Below are 13,708 nucleotides of genomic sequence, written 5' to 3' on the forward strand. Positions count from 1 at the left end.
CTGAGATGAAGGAAGTGCAGGACATAGTGCGGGCTTTTGAAGAAGCTCAGAAAGAAGGTAAACAAACAGCGCTGGCAACAGTGGTGCATGTGCAGGGATCCTCCTACAGAAGACCAGGCGCACGTATGCTTGTAACCGAAGATGGCAAATTGACAGGTGCCATCAGCGGTGGTTGCCTGGAGGGCGATGCCCTCAGAAAGGCGCGGCTGGCAATGGTACAGCAAAAAGCTATGCTTGTGACCTACGATACAACTGATGATGACGACGCCAAACTCGGCGTCGGGTTGGGTTGTAACGGTATCATCCAGATACTGATTGAACCCATCAACCCAGAGAGTCCGCAGAATCCTGTCGCTTTACTTCAGTCCTTTTTGAGCAACCGCCAGCATGCCGTCATGGTCACACTATTTTCCCTGGACTACCAGGCAACCGTACAGCCGGGAACCTGTTTGATCATTTCTGAAGGAGGCGCTATCATAGGTGGTTTTCAGGATAAGTCCCTGGAGAAGGCGCTTATTGCTGATGCGCAGCAGGTGTTACAGGAGCATGTTTCTATGACAAAAACCTACGCGACGCCTCAAACTGCTCTTACCGGCTTTATCGAACTTTTAAAACCTGCCGTTTCACTGATTATAGCAGGTGCAGGAAACGATGCCATCCCGGTAACACAAATGGCGGCCATTCTGGGTTGGCAGACAACAGTGGTGGACGGTCGCGCGAACTATGCTACGGCGGAACGGTTTCCTTCCGCACATAATTTAATCGTAGCCAAGCCGGAACAGGTTCTGCCAAAATTGAAGCTGGACGAGCAAACGGTTTTTGTGCTGATGACCCACAACTATAACTACGACACCGCTATGCTGCGCCAACTTCTACCGCTCCACATGCCGTATATCGGTGTACTTGGTCCTAAAAAGAAGCTCGAGCGTATGCTGGAGGAACTACAGGAGGAGGGCATGCAGCTAAGTGAGGAAGAGTTGAAAAGCATCTTTGGCCCGGTGGGGCTGGATGTCGGGGCAGAAACATCTGAAGAAATCGCCCTTGCCATTGTTTCTGAAATAAAAGCAGTGCTTTCTAAAAGAGCAGGCACTTCGCTACGGGATAAGCAGGATGTTATCCATTCCCGCGAGGCTGAGAAAATAAATCAAGTAACGCTAAAGTAGGAATCATTATATGACAGGACTTGTGTTATTAGCAGCAGGAGCATCAAAGCGCCTCGGTAAACCGAAGCAGGAGTTGCTGTACCAGGGCGAGACGCTGTTGCAGCATGCTATACATGCTGCTCTTGAATCAGCCTGCAAGCCCATTGTGATGGTGACAGGAGCCAATGCAGAGAAGCTTTCTATTGAGGATATAGGTGAAGCTGTGGTTACCGTGCATAATCCGGCGTGGCAGGAAGGAATGGCTTCCTCTATACGTTTCGGACTTGATAAATTAATCTCTGTTGAGCCTGAGGTTTCAGAAGCCATTCTAATGGTGTGTGACCAGCCGTTTGTAGATGCCGCACTGCTGGATAAACTTGTCCAGGCGAAGCAGGAAAGTGGCAAAGGGATTGTAGCTTGCGCTTATGGAAATACCCTGGGTACGCCTGCCTTGTTTGATAAAACTTACTTTGAGGAGTTGATGACACTGAAAGGCAAGGGGGGAGCCAAAGAGTTTTTATTCCGGTATAATGCCGATACTGCATCTGTTCCTTTTCCTCAAGGCGTTGTTGATATAGATACTGCTGCTGATTATGATGCGTTACTAAATTCATAATCAGATAATTAAACAAATTTATTTTAGCTGATTTTTAAATTTTCTACTGCAAACTGGTGTTATTTTTTTAATTTAGATTTCCATCATACAAAATCGATTATATGGCCACTTATAAGCTGCAAATCAACGGCCGAACCTACGAGGCCGACGTTGAGGCAGACACTCCTTTGTTGTGGGTGCTGCGTGACAACCTGGGGTTAGTCGGAACCAAATACGGGTGCGGCATAGCGCAATGCGGCGCGTGTACGGTACACGTGAACGGAGATGCTGTCCGCTCTTGCGTTTATCCGGTTTCTGCCGTAGGCACCTCCAAAGTCACGACCATCGAAGGGCTTTCTGAAATGGGGGACCATCCGGTGCAGTTGGCATGGGACGAAGTAGACGTGGCCCAATGTGGCTACTGCCAGGCTGGCCAGATAATGGCAGCAACTGCCTTGCTCAACAAAAATCCTAATCCAACAGCAGAAGAAATAGACAACACGATGAACGGGAATATCTGCCGTTGCGGTACTTACCACCGTATTCGTGAAGCCGTTGCTTTAGCCGCCAAAAAAACTAAATAGCCATGTCAAGTTTATCTAAACCAAGCAGACGCAATTTTATGAAGCTGGCCGCTACGGCAAGTGGCGGTCTTTTCCTGGGCTTCAGTTGGACCAGTTCAGTTGCTTCGGCGATGGAGGTAGTAAGCGATACAGCAATTGCCGCAGGAAAAATTGAATTCAACAGCTTCCTGGCCCTTTCGCCAGACGGAATTGTGACCATACTTTCTCCCAACCCTGAACTGGGCCAGAATATCAAAACTTCTTTCCCGATGGTTGTGGCCGAAGAACTGGACGCCGACTGGACAAAGGTGAAGGTGGTGCAGGCACCGTTGGATACTAAAAAATTTGAGCGCCAGCTAACAGGTGGCAGCGGTGCAGTTCCGCACTCCTGGGAGCGCCTGCGTAAAGCGGGTGCCACAGCCCGATATATGTTAGTGGAAGCAGCTGCCAAGCGATTAAAAGTGCCTGCCTCCTCCCTCACCACAGAAAACGGTATGGTGGTGCACCAGGCAAGTGGCCGCAAACTGAGTTATGGCGAACTGGCTACCGAGGCTTCTAAAATTCCGGTTCCGACAGATGTAAAGCTGAAAGACCCGAAAGATTTCAAGTTGATAGGTACGGCCGTACGCAACGTGGATAACCATGAAATGATTACGGGCAAGCCGTTGTATGGCCTTGATATCTATAAAGAAGGCATGTTGTTCGCAATGATTCAGCGCCCGAAAGCCTTCGGCATGAAACTCAAATCAGTGGACGCCGCTGCAGCGAAGGCCATGCCGGGTATTGTGGATGTGGTGACCTTCAAAAATAATGTAGCCGTTGTCGGAAAATCCACCTGGCAGGTAAACAAAGCCAGAAAAGCACTCAAAATAGAATACGAAAAAGAGGCGACACTTGAAAGCAGCGCTGACCATGACCGTATTTTCAAAGAATTACTGGATAGCCCGGATGTAACAGTTCGCCGCAAGGATGGCGACGTAGATGCGGCTTTTAAAAAGGCTGCAAAAGTTATCAAGAGCGAGTATCAGTGCCCGTTCCTGCCGCACAGCCCAATGGAGCCGATGAATTTCTTCGCGCATGTGCGCGAAGATGGAGTGGAATTGGCCGGTCCGACCCAAACGCCGGAAATGGCGCGTGGTATGGTTGCCAAAATGCTTAACATCGACCCTGAGAAAATTACGCTGGAGTTAACCCGTTTGGGTGGTGGCTTTGGCCGCAGGCTCAGTGCAGACTATGTGTTGGAAGCCGCTGAACTATCCAGCATCATCAAAGCGCCGGTAAAATTAATCTGGACCCGCGAAGACGATACCACTGGTGGTACCTACCGACCAGCCGTTCGTTATCGCTTTGAGGCCGCCCTGGATGAGAAAGGGAACATGATTGGCTATAAGCTGCGTGGTGTGGGTATGAATGCCGGTAACCCGACCCGCGAAGATAACTTCCCTTCTGGTGCAGTAGACAACCTGCTGATAGAATCTGTAGACCATAAATCTCCAATCACTACAGGTCCGTGGCGTGCGCCCATCACAAACTTCCTGGCCTATGCAGAGCAGGCTTTCCTTGATGAGGTAGCGCATGAAGCGGGCAAGGACCCGGTTCAGTTCCGCCTGGAGTTGCTCGACAAAGCGAAGAAATCTCCTGTAGGCGAAATAAAGTATGACATCGACCGCATGAAAGGTGTGATAGACTTAGCGGTTGAAAAATCTGGCTGGGGCAAGAAAAAAGGAGTGGCGCAGGGCTTTAGCGTTTACTTCTCGCACAGGTCGTATGTGGCGCAGGTAGGAGAGGTAGAGGTGAAGAACGGAGCCCCTGTCGTGACGAAGATGTATGCAGCCTGTGACTGTGGTATGGTCATTAACCTGAGCGGTGCTAACCAGCAGGTAAAAGGAGGTATTATAGATGGCATGGGGCATGCCATGTACAGTAAACTTTCTTTTAAGGACGGAGCGCCAGACCAAAGCAATTTTAATAATTACCGGCTGATTCGCCTAAAGGAGGTGCCTGAGGTGGATGTTCATTTCGTGAACAACGGCATAGACCCTACCGGTTTAGGTGAACCGGCGCTTCCCCCAACTGGTGGGGCCGTAGCAAACGCCATCTTTAAGGCAACAGGCAAGCGACTGCGAAACCAGCCATTTATAGAGCAGGCAGAGTTAAAAACTGTTTAACAGGATTCTGAATTCAAAGAGTAAGATAAAACATGTCGCCAAGTGTAAAGCTCAACCTGACACTGGCGACATGTTTCTTTTTTCGGGGGATGGAGGTATAGCTTTTAATGTTTAAAAAGAATACCCACCCCTGCCCCTCCGAGGAGGGAAATTTATACAAGTGTAATTTAATCCCCTCCTCGGAGGGGCAGGGGTGGGTTCTTTTCATATTCCCCAACTAGAGAGCTTAAACTAAGGTGTCGGAATAGTGGTTACAGAAACAGGTATGTTGCAGAGACATATAAAACCTCTTCAGGTAAACCACAATTTCAGAGAAACAAAATATGCTGATAGACAAACACGGAAGAAAAGTCAACTACTTAAGGCTGGCGGTAACAGACAGGTGTAACCTGCGCTGCTTTTACTGTATGCCGGAGGAGGGGCTTGACTGGCTGGGCAGAAAGGAATTGATGACCTATGAAGAGATGCTCCACATTTGTTCTGTGTTAGTGAAAATGGGGATAGAGAAAATACGCATTACGGGTGGCGAGCCTTTTGTGCGGAAAGAATTCATGTCCTTTTTAACGAAGCTGTCGAAGCTGAAGGGCCTGCAGGAGCTAACCATCACCACCAACGGTGTACTGACTGCTCCCTTTGTTCCTGAGCTTAAGAGATTAGGCGTAAAATCGGTTAACCTCAGCCTCGATACCTTAGACAGAAACCGGTTTTTTGCTATTACCCGCCGCGATGAGCTGCCGAAGGTAATGGAAACTATGGAGGCTTTGCTGAAGCATGATATGGAAGTAAAGCTGAATGCTGTGGTGATGGAGGGGAAAAATACCGATGATATCCTGCCGCTTGTCGAACTCACCAAAGACTTGCCTGTCAGTGTACGTTTTATCGAAGAGATGCCGTTCAACGGGGAAGGCAGCCACTACACCAGCCTCACCTGGGACCATGTGCAGATCCTACATACCATCAAAGAGAAGTATCGGGATATCCAGAAAGTCCCTGACGCACCCTTTTCTACTTCTTTTAATTACCAGATTCCCGGCCACAAAGGCAATGTAGGGGTTATAGCAGCTTATACCCGTTCTTTCTGCGGCACCTGTAACCGTATCAGGCTAACACCACTGGGTGTATTGAAAACATGCCTGTATGGTGATGGCGTGATGAATGTAAAAGACCTCATGCGCGCAGGCGCAGGCGAAATGGATTTACAGGCGGCTTTGATGGATGCTATTGGCAGGAAAGAAAAAAATGGCTGGGAGGCTGAAAGAAACAGTTTAGAGCGTTCTTCCCTTAATGCGTCCATGGCGACTATCGGAGGATAGCTCTCACCACCACTCCCGTTCCTATCCCTTCATTCTTCGGAATAACTCTGATGCCTTCACCCATCAGTTAGAAAACATTTACACAGACTCAAATCCCTTTTTCAGATATGGTTCAAGTTGAGGAAGCAGAAGCAATTATTCAGTCAGAAGTTAAAGATTTCGGTATGGAAAGCGTGCCGTTTGAACAGGCTTTAGGCAGAGTATTAGCCGAAGATTTAAAAGCAGACAGAGACATGCCACCATATAACCGGGTGGCCATGGATGGCATTGCAATTCGGTACGAAGCGATTGAACAGGGCATACAGACTTTCAATATCAAAGCAACACAGGCGGCAGGAGACAAACCTGCGGAAATCAACTCTGCAGCAGAATGCATCGAAATTATGACGGGTGCCGCTTTACCCGCCTCCACAGATACAGTTATACGTTATGAGGATCTCTCTATCAAAGATGGAAAAGCTACCCTGGTTGTAGATGGAATCAGCAAAGGACAAAATATACATACGCAGGGAAAAGATAGAAAAAAGGAGGAGCCTGTTGCGTTGGCGAACCAGGTCATTACTCCTGCGCTTATAGGCGTGGCAGCAGCAGTAGGAGCGAAGGAACTGCAGGTAAAAACGCTTCCGAAGGTGGTGGTGATTTCTACCGGAGATGAACTGGTGAAAGTAGAGGAAACACCCTTGCCTTATCAGATAAGGCGCTCAAACAGTTATACCATTAAAGCTGCCTTACAGCAATATGGTTTGCAGGCCGACTTGCTGCATATTCCGGACGATATAGCCACTCTGAAGCGGCAGCTGAACAATTGCCTGCAACAGTATGATGTGCTAATCCTGAGCGGAGGCATCTCGATGGGCAAGTTTGATTACGTGCCACAGGTGCTGGAGGACTTAGCTGTATCAAAGCTTTTCCATAAAGTGAAGCAAAGGCCGGGGAAGCCGTTCTGGTTTGGGAAACATAACAATGGGGTGCACGTGTTTGCCTTGCCGGGCAATCCAGTCTCCACCTTCATGTGCTTTCACCGGTATTTTCTGCCGTGGCTCCAGGCGTGCCTGGGTACAGGGGCAAAATCATACATGTATGCCGCATTAAGCAAAGATATTACTTTTGACCCTCCCTTACAGTATTTCCTGCAGGTGAACGTAAGCCTGAATGAGCAGGGGCAAGTGCTGGCTACACCGCTGGAGGGCAACGGCTCCGGAGACTTTGCCAACCTGGTAGAGGCAGACGCTTTTTTGGAGCTTCCCGCTGAACAGCGTAACTTTAAGCAGGGGGAGGTGTACCGGGTGTGGCCTTTCAGGCAGCTTACATAACTTATAATGCCGGCAGTTCTCCTATATACTCAGATTCTGAAAAAATAACATGAGTGAATTTTCACACTTAGATAAAGAGGGAAAAGCCACGATGGTGGATGTGAGCGGCAAGCAGGTGACACACCGCACAGCCACCGCAAGAAGTATCGTAGTACTGCCTCCCGAAGTACTGGAGAAATTTACTGCCGACGATATACAGACAAAGAAAGGCTCTGTGTTCCAAACAGCTATCATTGCAGGCGTGATGGCGGCGAAAAAGACCGGCGACCTGATTCCGCTCTGCCACCCGATCGGGATGGACAACTGCAACATCAGCATCAAGATTAACGAGCAGCAGGAACTGGTGATTGACTGCACGGCCAGCATCACGGCGAAAACGGGCATCGAAATGGAGGCTTTAGTAGGAGCATCTGTGGCAGCGCTCACCGTATATGATATGTGCAAAGCTTTGAGCCATGATATTGTCATCAAAGAAACCAAGCTGATTCAAAAGACAGGAGGAAAGCGTGATTTCAAAAGATCATAAAAAACACAGTGTAATTTCAAGGCCTGCCTATGGCAACTTCGGCCGCAACGAATGGGCCATCCTGGGCACACCCTGTGGAGCTATCAAAACGCTGGCGGATGCGGTTATTAAGGCACTGTCTGTGGATTATAAATGCGCGTATGTAGATGCATCACATGCCCATTCAGATGGAAATGAGGCGCTGCCCGGACGTATGGCAGCAGGTGCTGTAGCGGAGTATACCGACCAAATCAGTTATCATCAACTTGACTTAATCACGGAGCTAAACCCCTTCCGGTTCAGGCAGTTCTTTTCTGACATGGACGTTGTCCTGGTGAATGGGAATCATCAGCAGGCGAAAGCGCAGGTGGTGGTGATAGATGAAAGTAAGAAAGCATCCCTGCAAAAGCGCCTGGAGCAGCTGACGAATGTGCAGCTTATTTTGTTGGCTGACAATGCAAATGAAGTTTTTGACTTTGTGCAGGAGGCAGTTCCAGAGTGGCAGGAATTACCCCTGTACCGGCTAAGTGAGATGGACAAGATTATCGCCTTCTTTCAGAAGCAACTACAGCGGGCAAAGCCAGTGCTGAATGGTTTGGTGTTAGCGGGAGGGAAGAGCGTTCGTATGGGGCAGGATAAAGGAGCCATGCAGTGGCACGGGAAGGAGCAGCGGTACTATGTGGCGGACCTGCTAAAGCAGTTCTGTCCGGAAGTATTCATTTCCTGCCGCCCTGAGCAGCAGAATGAATTTGATAGTAACTACAAAACAGTGGCGGATACCTTTACAGGTTTAGGCCCTTATGGCGCTATACTTTCTGCGTTTCGGGAGCAGCCGGATGCAGCCTGGCTGGTAGTAGCCTGCGACCTGCCCTTGCTGGATCAGCAAACCTTACAGCGTTTGAAAGAAAGCCGAAGTGTATCCTCCGTTGCTACTACTTTTGAAAGCCCGCATGATAGTTTCCCGGAGCCGCTTATTACCATTTGGGAGCCGAAAAGTTATCCGCTGCTGCTCTCATTCTTAGCCCAGGGGTATTCGTGCCCTCGGAAGGTGTTGCGCAACAGTGATATTAACCTGCTGAAGCCTATAAATCCTGATGCACTCCTGAATGTCAATACGCCGGAGGATTCTGAGAAAGTAAAACAGATGATACAGGAGTAATTCTTCATACATCAGTAGTTTGTTTCTCCCTGCCTAATTCATCTTATTCCAGAACGAAAAGAATCACCCCATGCAACCCGACTTACTACGCTACAGCTGCCAGATGTCTTTACCAGGCTTTAGTGAGACATCACAAAAGCAGCTGCAAAATGCACGCGTTCTTATTGTAGGAACAGGCGGTTTAGGATGCCCTGCGGCACAGTATTTAACGTCGGCGGGCGTGGGTACTATTGGAATAGCGGATTTTGATACTGTATCTGTCAGCAATCTGCACCGGCAGATTTTGTTTACGCCGGAGGAGGTAGGCCAGAAAAAAGCCTTGGTGGCATGTGAGAAGCTGCAAAAGCAAAACCCTGGCGTAAAGCTGGTGCCGCATGATGTAAAAGTCACTTCTGATAATGTCATGGACCTGCTGCGGGACTATGATCTGGTATTGGATGGAACAGATAATTTTGACACTACCTATCTGCTGAACGATGCCTGTGTGCTGGCTGGTAAACCCTTGGTGTACGGTGCCATTTACCAGTTTGAGGGGCAGGTTGCGGTCTGGAATGCACCCAATGAAGACGGAACAAGAACCCCAAACTATCGGGACATTTTTCCGGATGTGGACGCCTCTCAGGTGCCGAACTGTACCGAAGGGGGCGTTATTCCCACACTGGCAGGTATGATAGGCTGCATGCAAGCGAATGAGGTGATCAAGTTCATCACGAAAACAGGGGAGGTGCTGACTGGGAAAATGCTGCTGCTGGATGCACAAACCATGCAAAGCCGCATCATCAAAATCGGTACCGTTACCAATACGCATATTACATCTTTACCGGAAACAGAGTTTGTTCCCACTATCAGTGCCCCTGAGTTGAAAGCAGGAGTAGAAGAGGGAGCCTATGAACTGGTGGATGTGCGGAATACAGCTGAACGCTTGCTGTACAGTATAGGAGGGAAGCATGTGCCGCTCGATAAAGTAGAGCAGGACACTTCTTTTCTGAAGACAGGAAAGCCAGTGGTTTTCTATTGTGCCTCCGGGAAACGCAGTGCCGAAGCAGCAAAACTTATTCGGAATAAGTATCCGGATGTGGAGGCGCTTTCACTGGAGGGGGGTGTAAAAGCCTGGATGGAGCAGGGTTAAAAAAGAACCCTGTTCTGGTTGGCAGTCTAGGTATTAACTTTTTGGTCAGCTACTACTTTTTTCATACACACGCTGTTTTCTACATTTTCATATTGGCCGTAGTTGGGGATGATTTGATAGTTACTTTTTGTGTACAACCTGATGGCTTCCGGTTGGGCTTTTCCGGTTTCTAAAATAAGGGTATGAAATCCTAGCTCGTCTGCCCATTTCTCTAATTCGCTCAGTATTTTTCCTGCTATACCTTTCCCGCGATACTCGGGCCGCACGTACATGCGCTTTACTTCACCGGTACCTTCTGCATAAGCCTTTACAGCTCCGCAGCCCACTGCCTGCTCCTGGTGATAAGCCACTACGGCATGCTTTATCTTGTCTATCTTATTAAACTGCGCATAAAAGCTGTGGTCTTCTCCATCTCTGATGCTCAGATCTGCATCAAGAAGGCGTACAAGCTCTACAAAGTCTCTATTGCCGGAGTCTGTACGGGTAATGGTTATCATGATTTTTTAAGGTTTGATTTGACAAGATAAATGTATTACTTTAATTCAATTTTATACCTGTAAAATTTTTATTTGTCGTCGCAGGAAAGGTGAAGATACCCCATATAACCAGTACCATACATATCTTTTAAACCCTTACATCACCTCCAGCACTACCTCCCCGCCAACCGGATAACCCACGCAGGTAAGCGTTAAACCTTTGGCGAGATCTTTTTCGGTTAGCACTTCATTATACGACATCCATACCTGGCCCTTCGTGCAGCGGGCGGCGCAGCTGCCACACTTACCGGCTTCGCAACTATAGGGGAGGGGCATACCTGCCTTGTTAGCTGCCTGTAAAATGGTTGTTGGGTGCTGTACCTGCACTTTATACTCCCGGCCTTTGAAATGCAGCACAACAGTGTGTTTATCTGTGTCGGGTGGCAGTAGCGGCACCTTTACCTTTGTCGTGCTGAAGTTCTCTCGCCGGATATTATCGTTCGGGACATTAACCTGGCGCAGGGCATAGAAGCACATGCGCATATAGGTGGTTGGTCCGCAAAGGTAAAACAGCGTCTGGTGGTAAGGAGCTATGGCATACTGCCGCAACAGGTCCTGCAGCAGGTCTTTGTAAAGCCTGGCCCGCTTCAGGTCAGGAGAAACACTATAGAGGAACTCAATGTGAAGTTGCTCCGGAAAGTCTTGGGCCAGTTGCTCCAACTCCTTCCGAAAAATAGCTTTTTGGGGATTGTTGTTGCTGTAGATAAGCACAACCTTTAACTCAGGGTAAGCATACAGTAAGGTTTTGAGCAGGGAGAAAACAGGGGTGATGCCACTACCCGCCGCCAGCAGGAAGAATTTCTTATACTGGCTCATATCGTCGGGCAAGGTGAAGAGGCCGGAGGCACCAATGGTGTACAGTTTGTCGCCAATACGGGCTTTGTCAATCAGCTCTCTTGAGAAAAAGCCATTTTCAACGCGTTTTACACCTATGGTCAATGGTTCCTGCAGCGCGGGAGTGGAGGTAATAGAGTAGGATCGACGTACTTCCCCGCGGTGGCCCAGGTGGGCAAACGTCAGGTACTGCCCCGGCTGATAGTGAATGTCTTTTGCATCGTCGCCTCCAAACACAAAGGTTTTAACGCCTGGGGCCTCTTCCTGAATGTCTGTGATGGTGATGGCTGTATAATCCGGGTTTGTCGCTATTTCATTTTCTTCCATACTGTAGGTTCTTACGGAAGTTCAAATTAAAAAGGTCCTGCTGGAGGAGAAGGTGTTACATTTCGTACAATTCCAGTGGCAGGTTATCGGGGTCAGAAAAGAAAGTAAAGCGCTTTCCTGTATATTCATCTACACGAATGGGTTCTGGTAAAACACCCTGCCGTTGCAGTTCCCGTACAGCAACTTCAATGTCTGCAACCGCAAAAGCAAGGTGGCGCAATCCGCTTGCCTCTGGATGGGAAGGCCGCTCGGGTGGAGCAGGAAAGGAGAAAAGTTCTATGACATACTCCCCGTTCAAAGCCAGGTCCAGTTTATACGACTCCCGCTCTGCTCGGTATACCTCCCGCTTGACTTCCAGGCCAAGCATGGCTGTATAAAAGTGTTTAGAGGTTTCATAGTCGGAGCAGATAATGGCGATGTGGTGTATTTTGTGCAGTTGAAGCATTCGTGGTATGAGGTATGAAGTCAGAAATGAATAAGCTAGTTTACAGCAACCAGCGCATCAAACCAAGCAGGCCGGGGTTAATTCTGCCGCTATACCTGCTTTTGCCTACATGTACAGTATAATACGCGCTAAAAGCTTTATCTTTATTATCCACTTGCCGATGCCTTACAAGCAATGGAAACAGCAAATGGCTGAACAACTGAAAGGACTGGCGGTTGAACAAAAGATGACAGCAGGAATTTTCATGTTTGCTATACAAGCCCAGGCGGTAAATGAACATTAAAAAGGAGAAAATTATACGTGAGCGATAACCCTGAAAAGAGCACCAGCAAGGGGCGCAAAATCGTCTTCATCGGCAATGGCATAGCAGGCGTTACCTGCGCACGCCACATTCGCAAAAGAGACAGTGCCGCACAGATCACCCTCATATCCGGAGAAACAGAACACTTTTTTTCCCGCACAGCGCTGATGTACCTCTACATGGGGCACATGAAGTATAAAAACATCAAGCCTTACGAGGATTTTTTCTGGGGCAAAAACCGGCTGCAACTAGTATATGACTGGGTAACAGAAATTGATTTCGAAGGGAAAACCCTAAAGCTACAGCAGCATGACCTTATCACCTACGATATTCTAATCCTGGCCACTGGCTCTGTTGCTAACAAATTCGGGTGGCCGGGGCAGGCCCTGCAGGGCGTGCAGGGCTTGTACAGCTATCAGGACCTGGAGGCGATGGAAGCAAACACCAACTCGTGCCAGCGGGCGGTGGTGGTAGGGGGCGGCCTCATCGGCATTGAAATGGCCGAGATGCTGCGCAGCCGTGACATTCCTGTTACCTTCCTGGTGCGCGAAGAGAACTTTTGGGGAAACGTGCTCCCGAAGGAGGAGGCGCAGCTGGTGAACCGGCATGTGCTGGAGCATCACATTGAGCTGAAGCTGGTCCATGAGCTAAAGGAGATTCAGGATGATGGGACAGGCAAAGTAGGTGGCGTTGTCACCTCCACAGGAGAGCAAATCGATTGCCAGTTTGTAGGGCTGGCGGTAGGGGTGAGCCCGAATATAGCTTTATTCAAAGATACACCGTTGGAGACAAACCGGGGAGTTCTGGTAGATGAATACTTTGCCACCAGCATACCGGATGTATATGCCATTGGCGACTGTGCCGAGTTTCGAAAGCCGGTTTTGCATCGCAGGAGCGTAGAACAGACGTGGTACACCGGCCGCATGCACGGTGAAACGCTGGCCTACAGCCTCACCCGAAAGCCAGTGCCCTACCACCCCGGCGCCTGGTTTAATTCTGCTAAATTTCTGGATATCGAGTATCAGACCTATGGCGTTGTGCCCGCCAGGTGGGGCGATGAGTTGCAGTCGCTGTACTGGGAACATCCCGAGGGCAAAATCTGTTTTAGAGCGATGTTCGAAGCCGAAACCAAAGTGCTGACTGGCGTTAACGCTTTCGGACTTCGCCTGCGGCACGACTTCTTTGACAAGGCCCTCCGGAACGGCAGCACCATAGAAGAAGTGCTTGCCAGACTGGACAAGGCAGATTTCAATGGCGAATTTTTTGACAAAGGCTATCTGCAGGATATCGTCCGGACGTATAATGAGCAATTTGATGCATCGCTGCGGGTTCATAAGAAAAAGGGCCTGTTTTCGTTTCTAAGGAGTTAATCCACACC

Annotated in this window: 14 protein-coding genes; 11 read left to right on the forward strand and 3 right to left on the reverse strand. The window is 49.0% G+C overall.

From position 1 onward, the window contains the following. Positions 1–5 precede the first annotated feature (5 nt). The 9 genes from E1919_RS18500 to E1919_RS18540 all read left to right on the forward strand — a co-directional run bounded on the left by E1919_RS18500 (position 6) and on the right by E1919_RS18540 (position 9,887). Positions 6–1,163, forward strand: coding sequence for an XdhC family protein (locus tag E1919_RS18500; protein WP_162054901.1), 1,158 nt, complete (start codon positions 6–8; stop codon positions 1,161–1,163). 10 nt (positions 1,164–1,173) lie between these two features. Then, positions 1,174–1,758, forward strand: coding sequence for a nucleotidyltransferase family protein (locus tag E1919_RS18505; protein ID WP_162054902.1), 585 nt, complete (start codon positions 1,174–1,176; stop codon positions 1,756–1,758). Positions 1,759–1,859: 101 nt separating this feature from the next. Continuing rightward, a complete protein-coding gene (locus E1919_RS18510; RefSeq protein WP_162054903.1) occupies positions 1,860–2,321 on the forward strand; it encodes a (2Fe-2S)-binding protein in 462 nt (153 codons plus the stop codon). A gap of 2 nt (positions 2,322–2,323) precedes the next feature. Further along, the gene (locus E1919_RS18515) at positions 2,324–4,468 is read left to right on the forward strand and encodes a xanthine dehydrogenase family protein molybdopterin-binding subunit (protein ID WP_162054904.1); all 2,145 of its coding nucleotides are present in this window, start codon (positions 2,324–2,326) and stop codon (positions 4,466–4,468) included. A gap of 323 nt (positions 4,469–4,791) precedes the next feature. After that, positions 4,792–5,781: a GTP 3',8-cyclase MoaA gene (gene moaA / locus E1919_RS18520; protein ID WP_162054905.1), complete on the forward strand. Its 990-nt coding sequence runs from the start codon at positions 4,792–4,794 to the stop codon at positions 5,779–5,781. A 107-nt stretch (positions 5,782–5,888) separates the two neighbouring features. Next, positions 5,889–7,094, forward strand: a complete 1,206-nt coding sequence (locus E1919_RS18525; protein ID WP_162054906.1) for a molybdopterin molybdotransferase MoeA — start codon at positions 5,889–5,891, stop codon at positions 7,092–7,094. A gap of 49 nt (positions 7,095–7,143) precedes the next feature. Next, complete coding sequence (gene moaC, locus E1919_RS18530) at positions 7,144–7,620, forward strand: cyclic pyranopterin monophosphate synthase MoaC (RefSeq protein ID WP_162054907.1); 477 nt, start codon at positions 7,144–7,146, stop codon at positions 7,618–7,620. Next, positions 7,601–8,758, forward strand: a complete 1,158-nt coding sequence (locus E1919_RS27380) for an NTP transferase domain-containing protein (RefSeq protein ID WP_202915938.1) — start codon at positions 7,601–7,603, stop codon at positions 8,756–8,758. Before moaC ends, E1919_RS27380 begins: the two co-directional genes overlap by 20 nt. 70 nt (positions 8,759–8,828) lie before the next feature. Continuing rightward, positions 8,829–9,887: a HesA/MoeB/ThiF family protein gene (locus E1919_RS18540; protein WP_162054908.1), complete on the forward strand. Its 1,059-nt coding sequence runs from the start codon at positions 8,829–8,831 to the stop codon at positions 9,885–9,887. Positions 9,888–9,913: 26 nt separating this feature from the next. Here the strand turns inward: E1919_RS18540 and E1919_RS18545 are convergent, their stop codons facing one another. The 3 genes from E1919_RS18545 to gloA2 form a co-directional block, all read right to left on the reverse strand. Next, positions 9,914–10,384: a GNAT family N-acetyltransferase gene (locus E1919_RS18545; RefSeq protein ID WP_162054909.1), complete on the reverse strand. Its 471-nt coding sequence runs from the start codon at positions 10,382–10,384 to the stop codon at positions 9,914–9,916. A 135-nt stretch (positions 10,385–10,519) separates the two neighbouring features. Continuing rightward, positions 10,520–11,584, reverse strand: coding sequence for a flavin reductase family protein (locus E1919_RS18550; RefSeq protein ID WP_162054910.1), 1,065 nt, complete (start codon positions 11,582–11,584; stop codon positions 10,520–10,522). Positions 11,585–11,639: 55 nt separating this feature from the next. After that, entirely contained in the window at positions 11,640–12,029 is a 390-nt protein-coding gene (gene gloA2 / locus E1919_RS18555) for an SMU1112c/YaeR family gloxylase I-like metalloprotein (protein WP_162054911.1), read from the reverse strand. A 109-nt stretch (positions 12,030–12,138) separates the two neighbouring features. Here gloA2 and E1919_RS18560 point away from each other — a divergent pair, with 109 nt between their 5' ends. Both E1919_RS18560 and E1919_RS18565 read left to right on the forward strand, forming a co-directional pair. Continuing rightward, positions 12,139–12,312 (forward strand): hypothetical protein, encoded by a 174-nt coding sequence (locus tag E1919_RS18560; protein ID WP_162054912.1) that lies wholly within the window; start codon positions 12,139–12,141, stop codon positions 12,310–12,312. Positions 12,313–12,329: 17 nt separating this feature from the next. Beyond that, on the forward strand, positions 12,330–13,700 hold the full coding sequence (locus E1919_RS18565; RefSeq protein ID WP_162054913.1) for an NAD(P)/FAD-dependent oxidoreductase: 1,371 nt from the start codon (positions 12,330–12,332) through the stop codon (positions 13,698–13,700). Positions 13,701–13,708: the final 8 nt, after the last annotated feature.

The organism is Pontibacter pamirensis (assembly GCF_010015475.1).
GTDB classification, from domain to species: Bacteria; Bacteroidota; Bacteroidia; order Cytophagales; family Hymenobacteraceae; genus Pontibacter; species Pontibacter pamirensis.

Coding starts and splice junctions, on each gene's coding strand:
- gloA2 (WP_162054911.1), bottom strand. CDS start 12,029: ATGCTTCAACTGCACAAAATACACCACATCGCCATTATCTGCTCCGAC.
- E1919_RS18505 (WP_162054902.1), top strand. CDS start 1,174: ATGACAGGACTTGTGTTATTAGCAGCAGGAGCATCAAAGCGCCTCGGT.
- E1919_RS18515 (WP_162054904.1), top strand. CDS start 2,324: ATGTCAAGTTTATCTAAACCAAGCAGACGCAATTTTATGAAGCTGGCC.
- E1919_RS18545 (WP_162054909.1), bottom strand. CDS start 10,384: ATGATAACCATTACCCGTACAGACTCCGGCAATAGAGACTTTGTAGAG.
- E1919_RS18525 (WP_162054906.1), top strand. CDS start 5,889: ATGGTTCAAGTTGAGGAAGCAGAAGCAATTATTCAGTCAGAAGTTAAA.
- moaC (WP_162054907.1), top strand. CDS start 7,144: ATGAGTGAATTTTCACACTTAGATAAAGAGGGAAAAGCCACGATGGTG.
- E1919_RS18560 (WP_162054912.1), top strand. CDS start 12,139: ATGTACAGTATAATACGCGCTAAAAGCTTTATCTTTATTATCCACTTG.
- E1919_RS18510 (WP_162054903.1), top strand. CDS start 1,860: ATGGCCACTTATAAGCTGCAAATCAACGGCCGAACCTACGAGGCCGAC.
- moaA (WP_162054905.1), top strand. CDS start 4,792: ATGCTGATAGACAAACACGGAAGAAAAGTCAACTACTTAAGGCTGGCG.
- E1919_RS18500 (WP_162054901.1), top strand. CDS start 6: ATGAAGGAAGTGCAGGACATAGTGCGGGCTTTTGAAGAAGCTCAGAAA.
- E1919_RS18540 (WP_162054908.1), top strand. CDS start 8,829: ATGCAACCCGACTTACTACGCTACAGCTGCCAGATGTCTTTACCAGGC.
- E1919_RS18550 (WP_162054910.1), bottom strand. CDS start 11,584: ATGGAAGAAAATGAAATAGCGACAAACCCGGATTATACAGCCATCACC.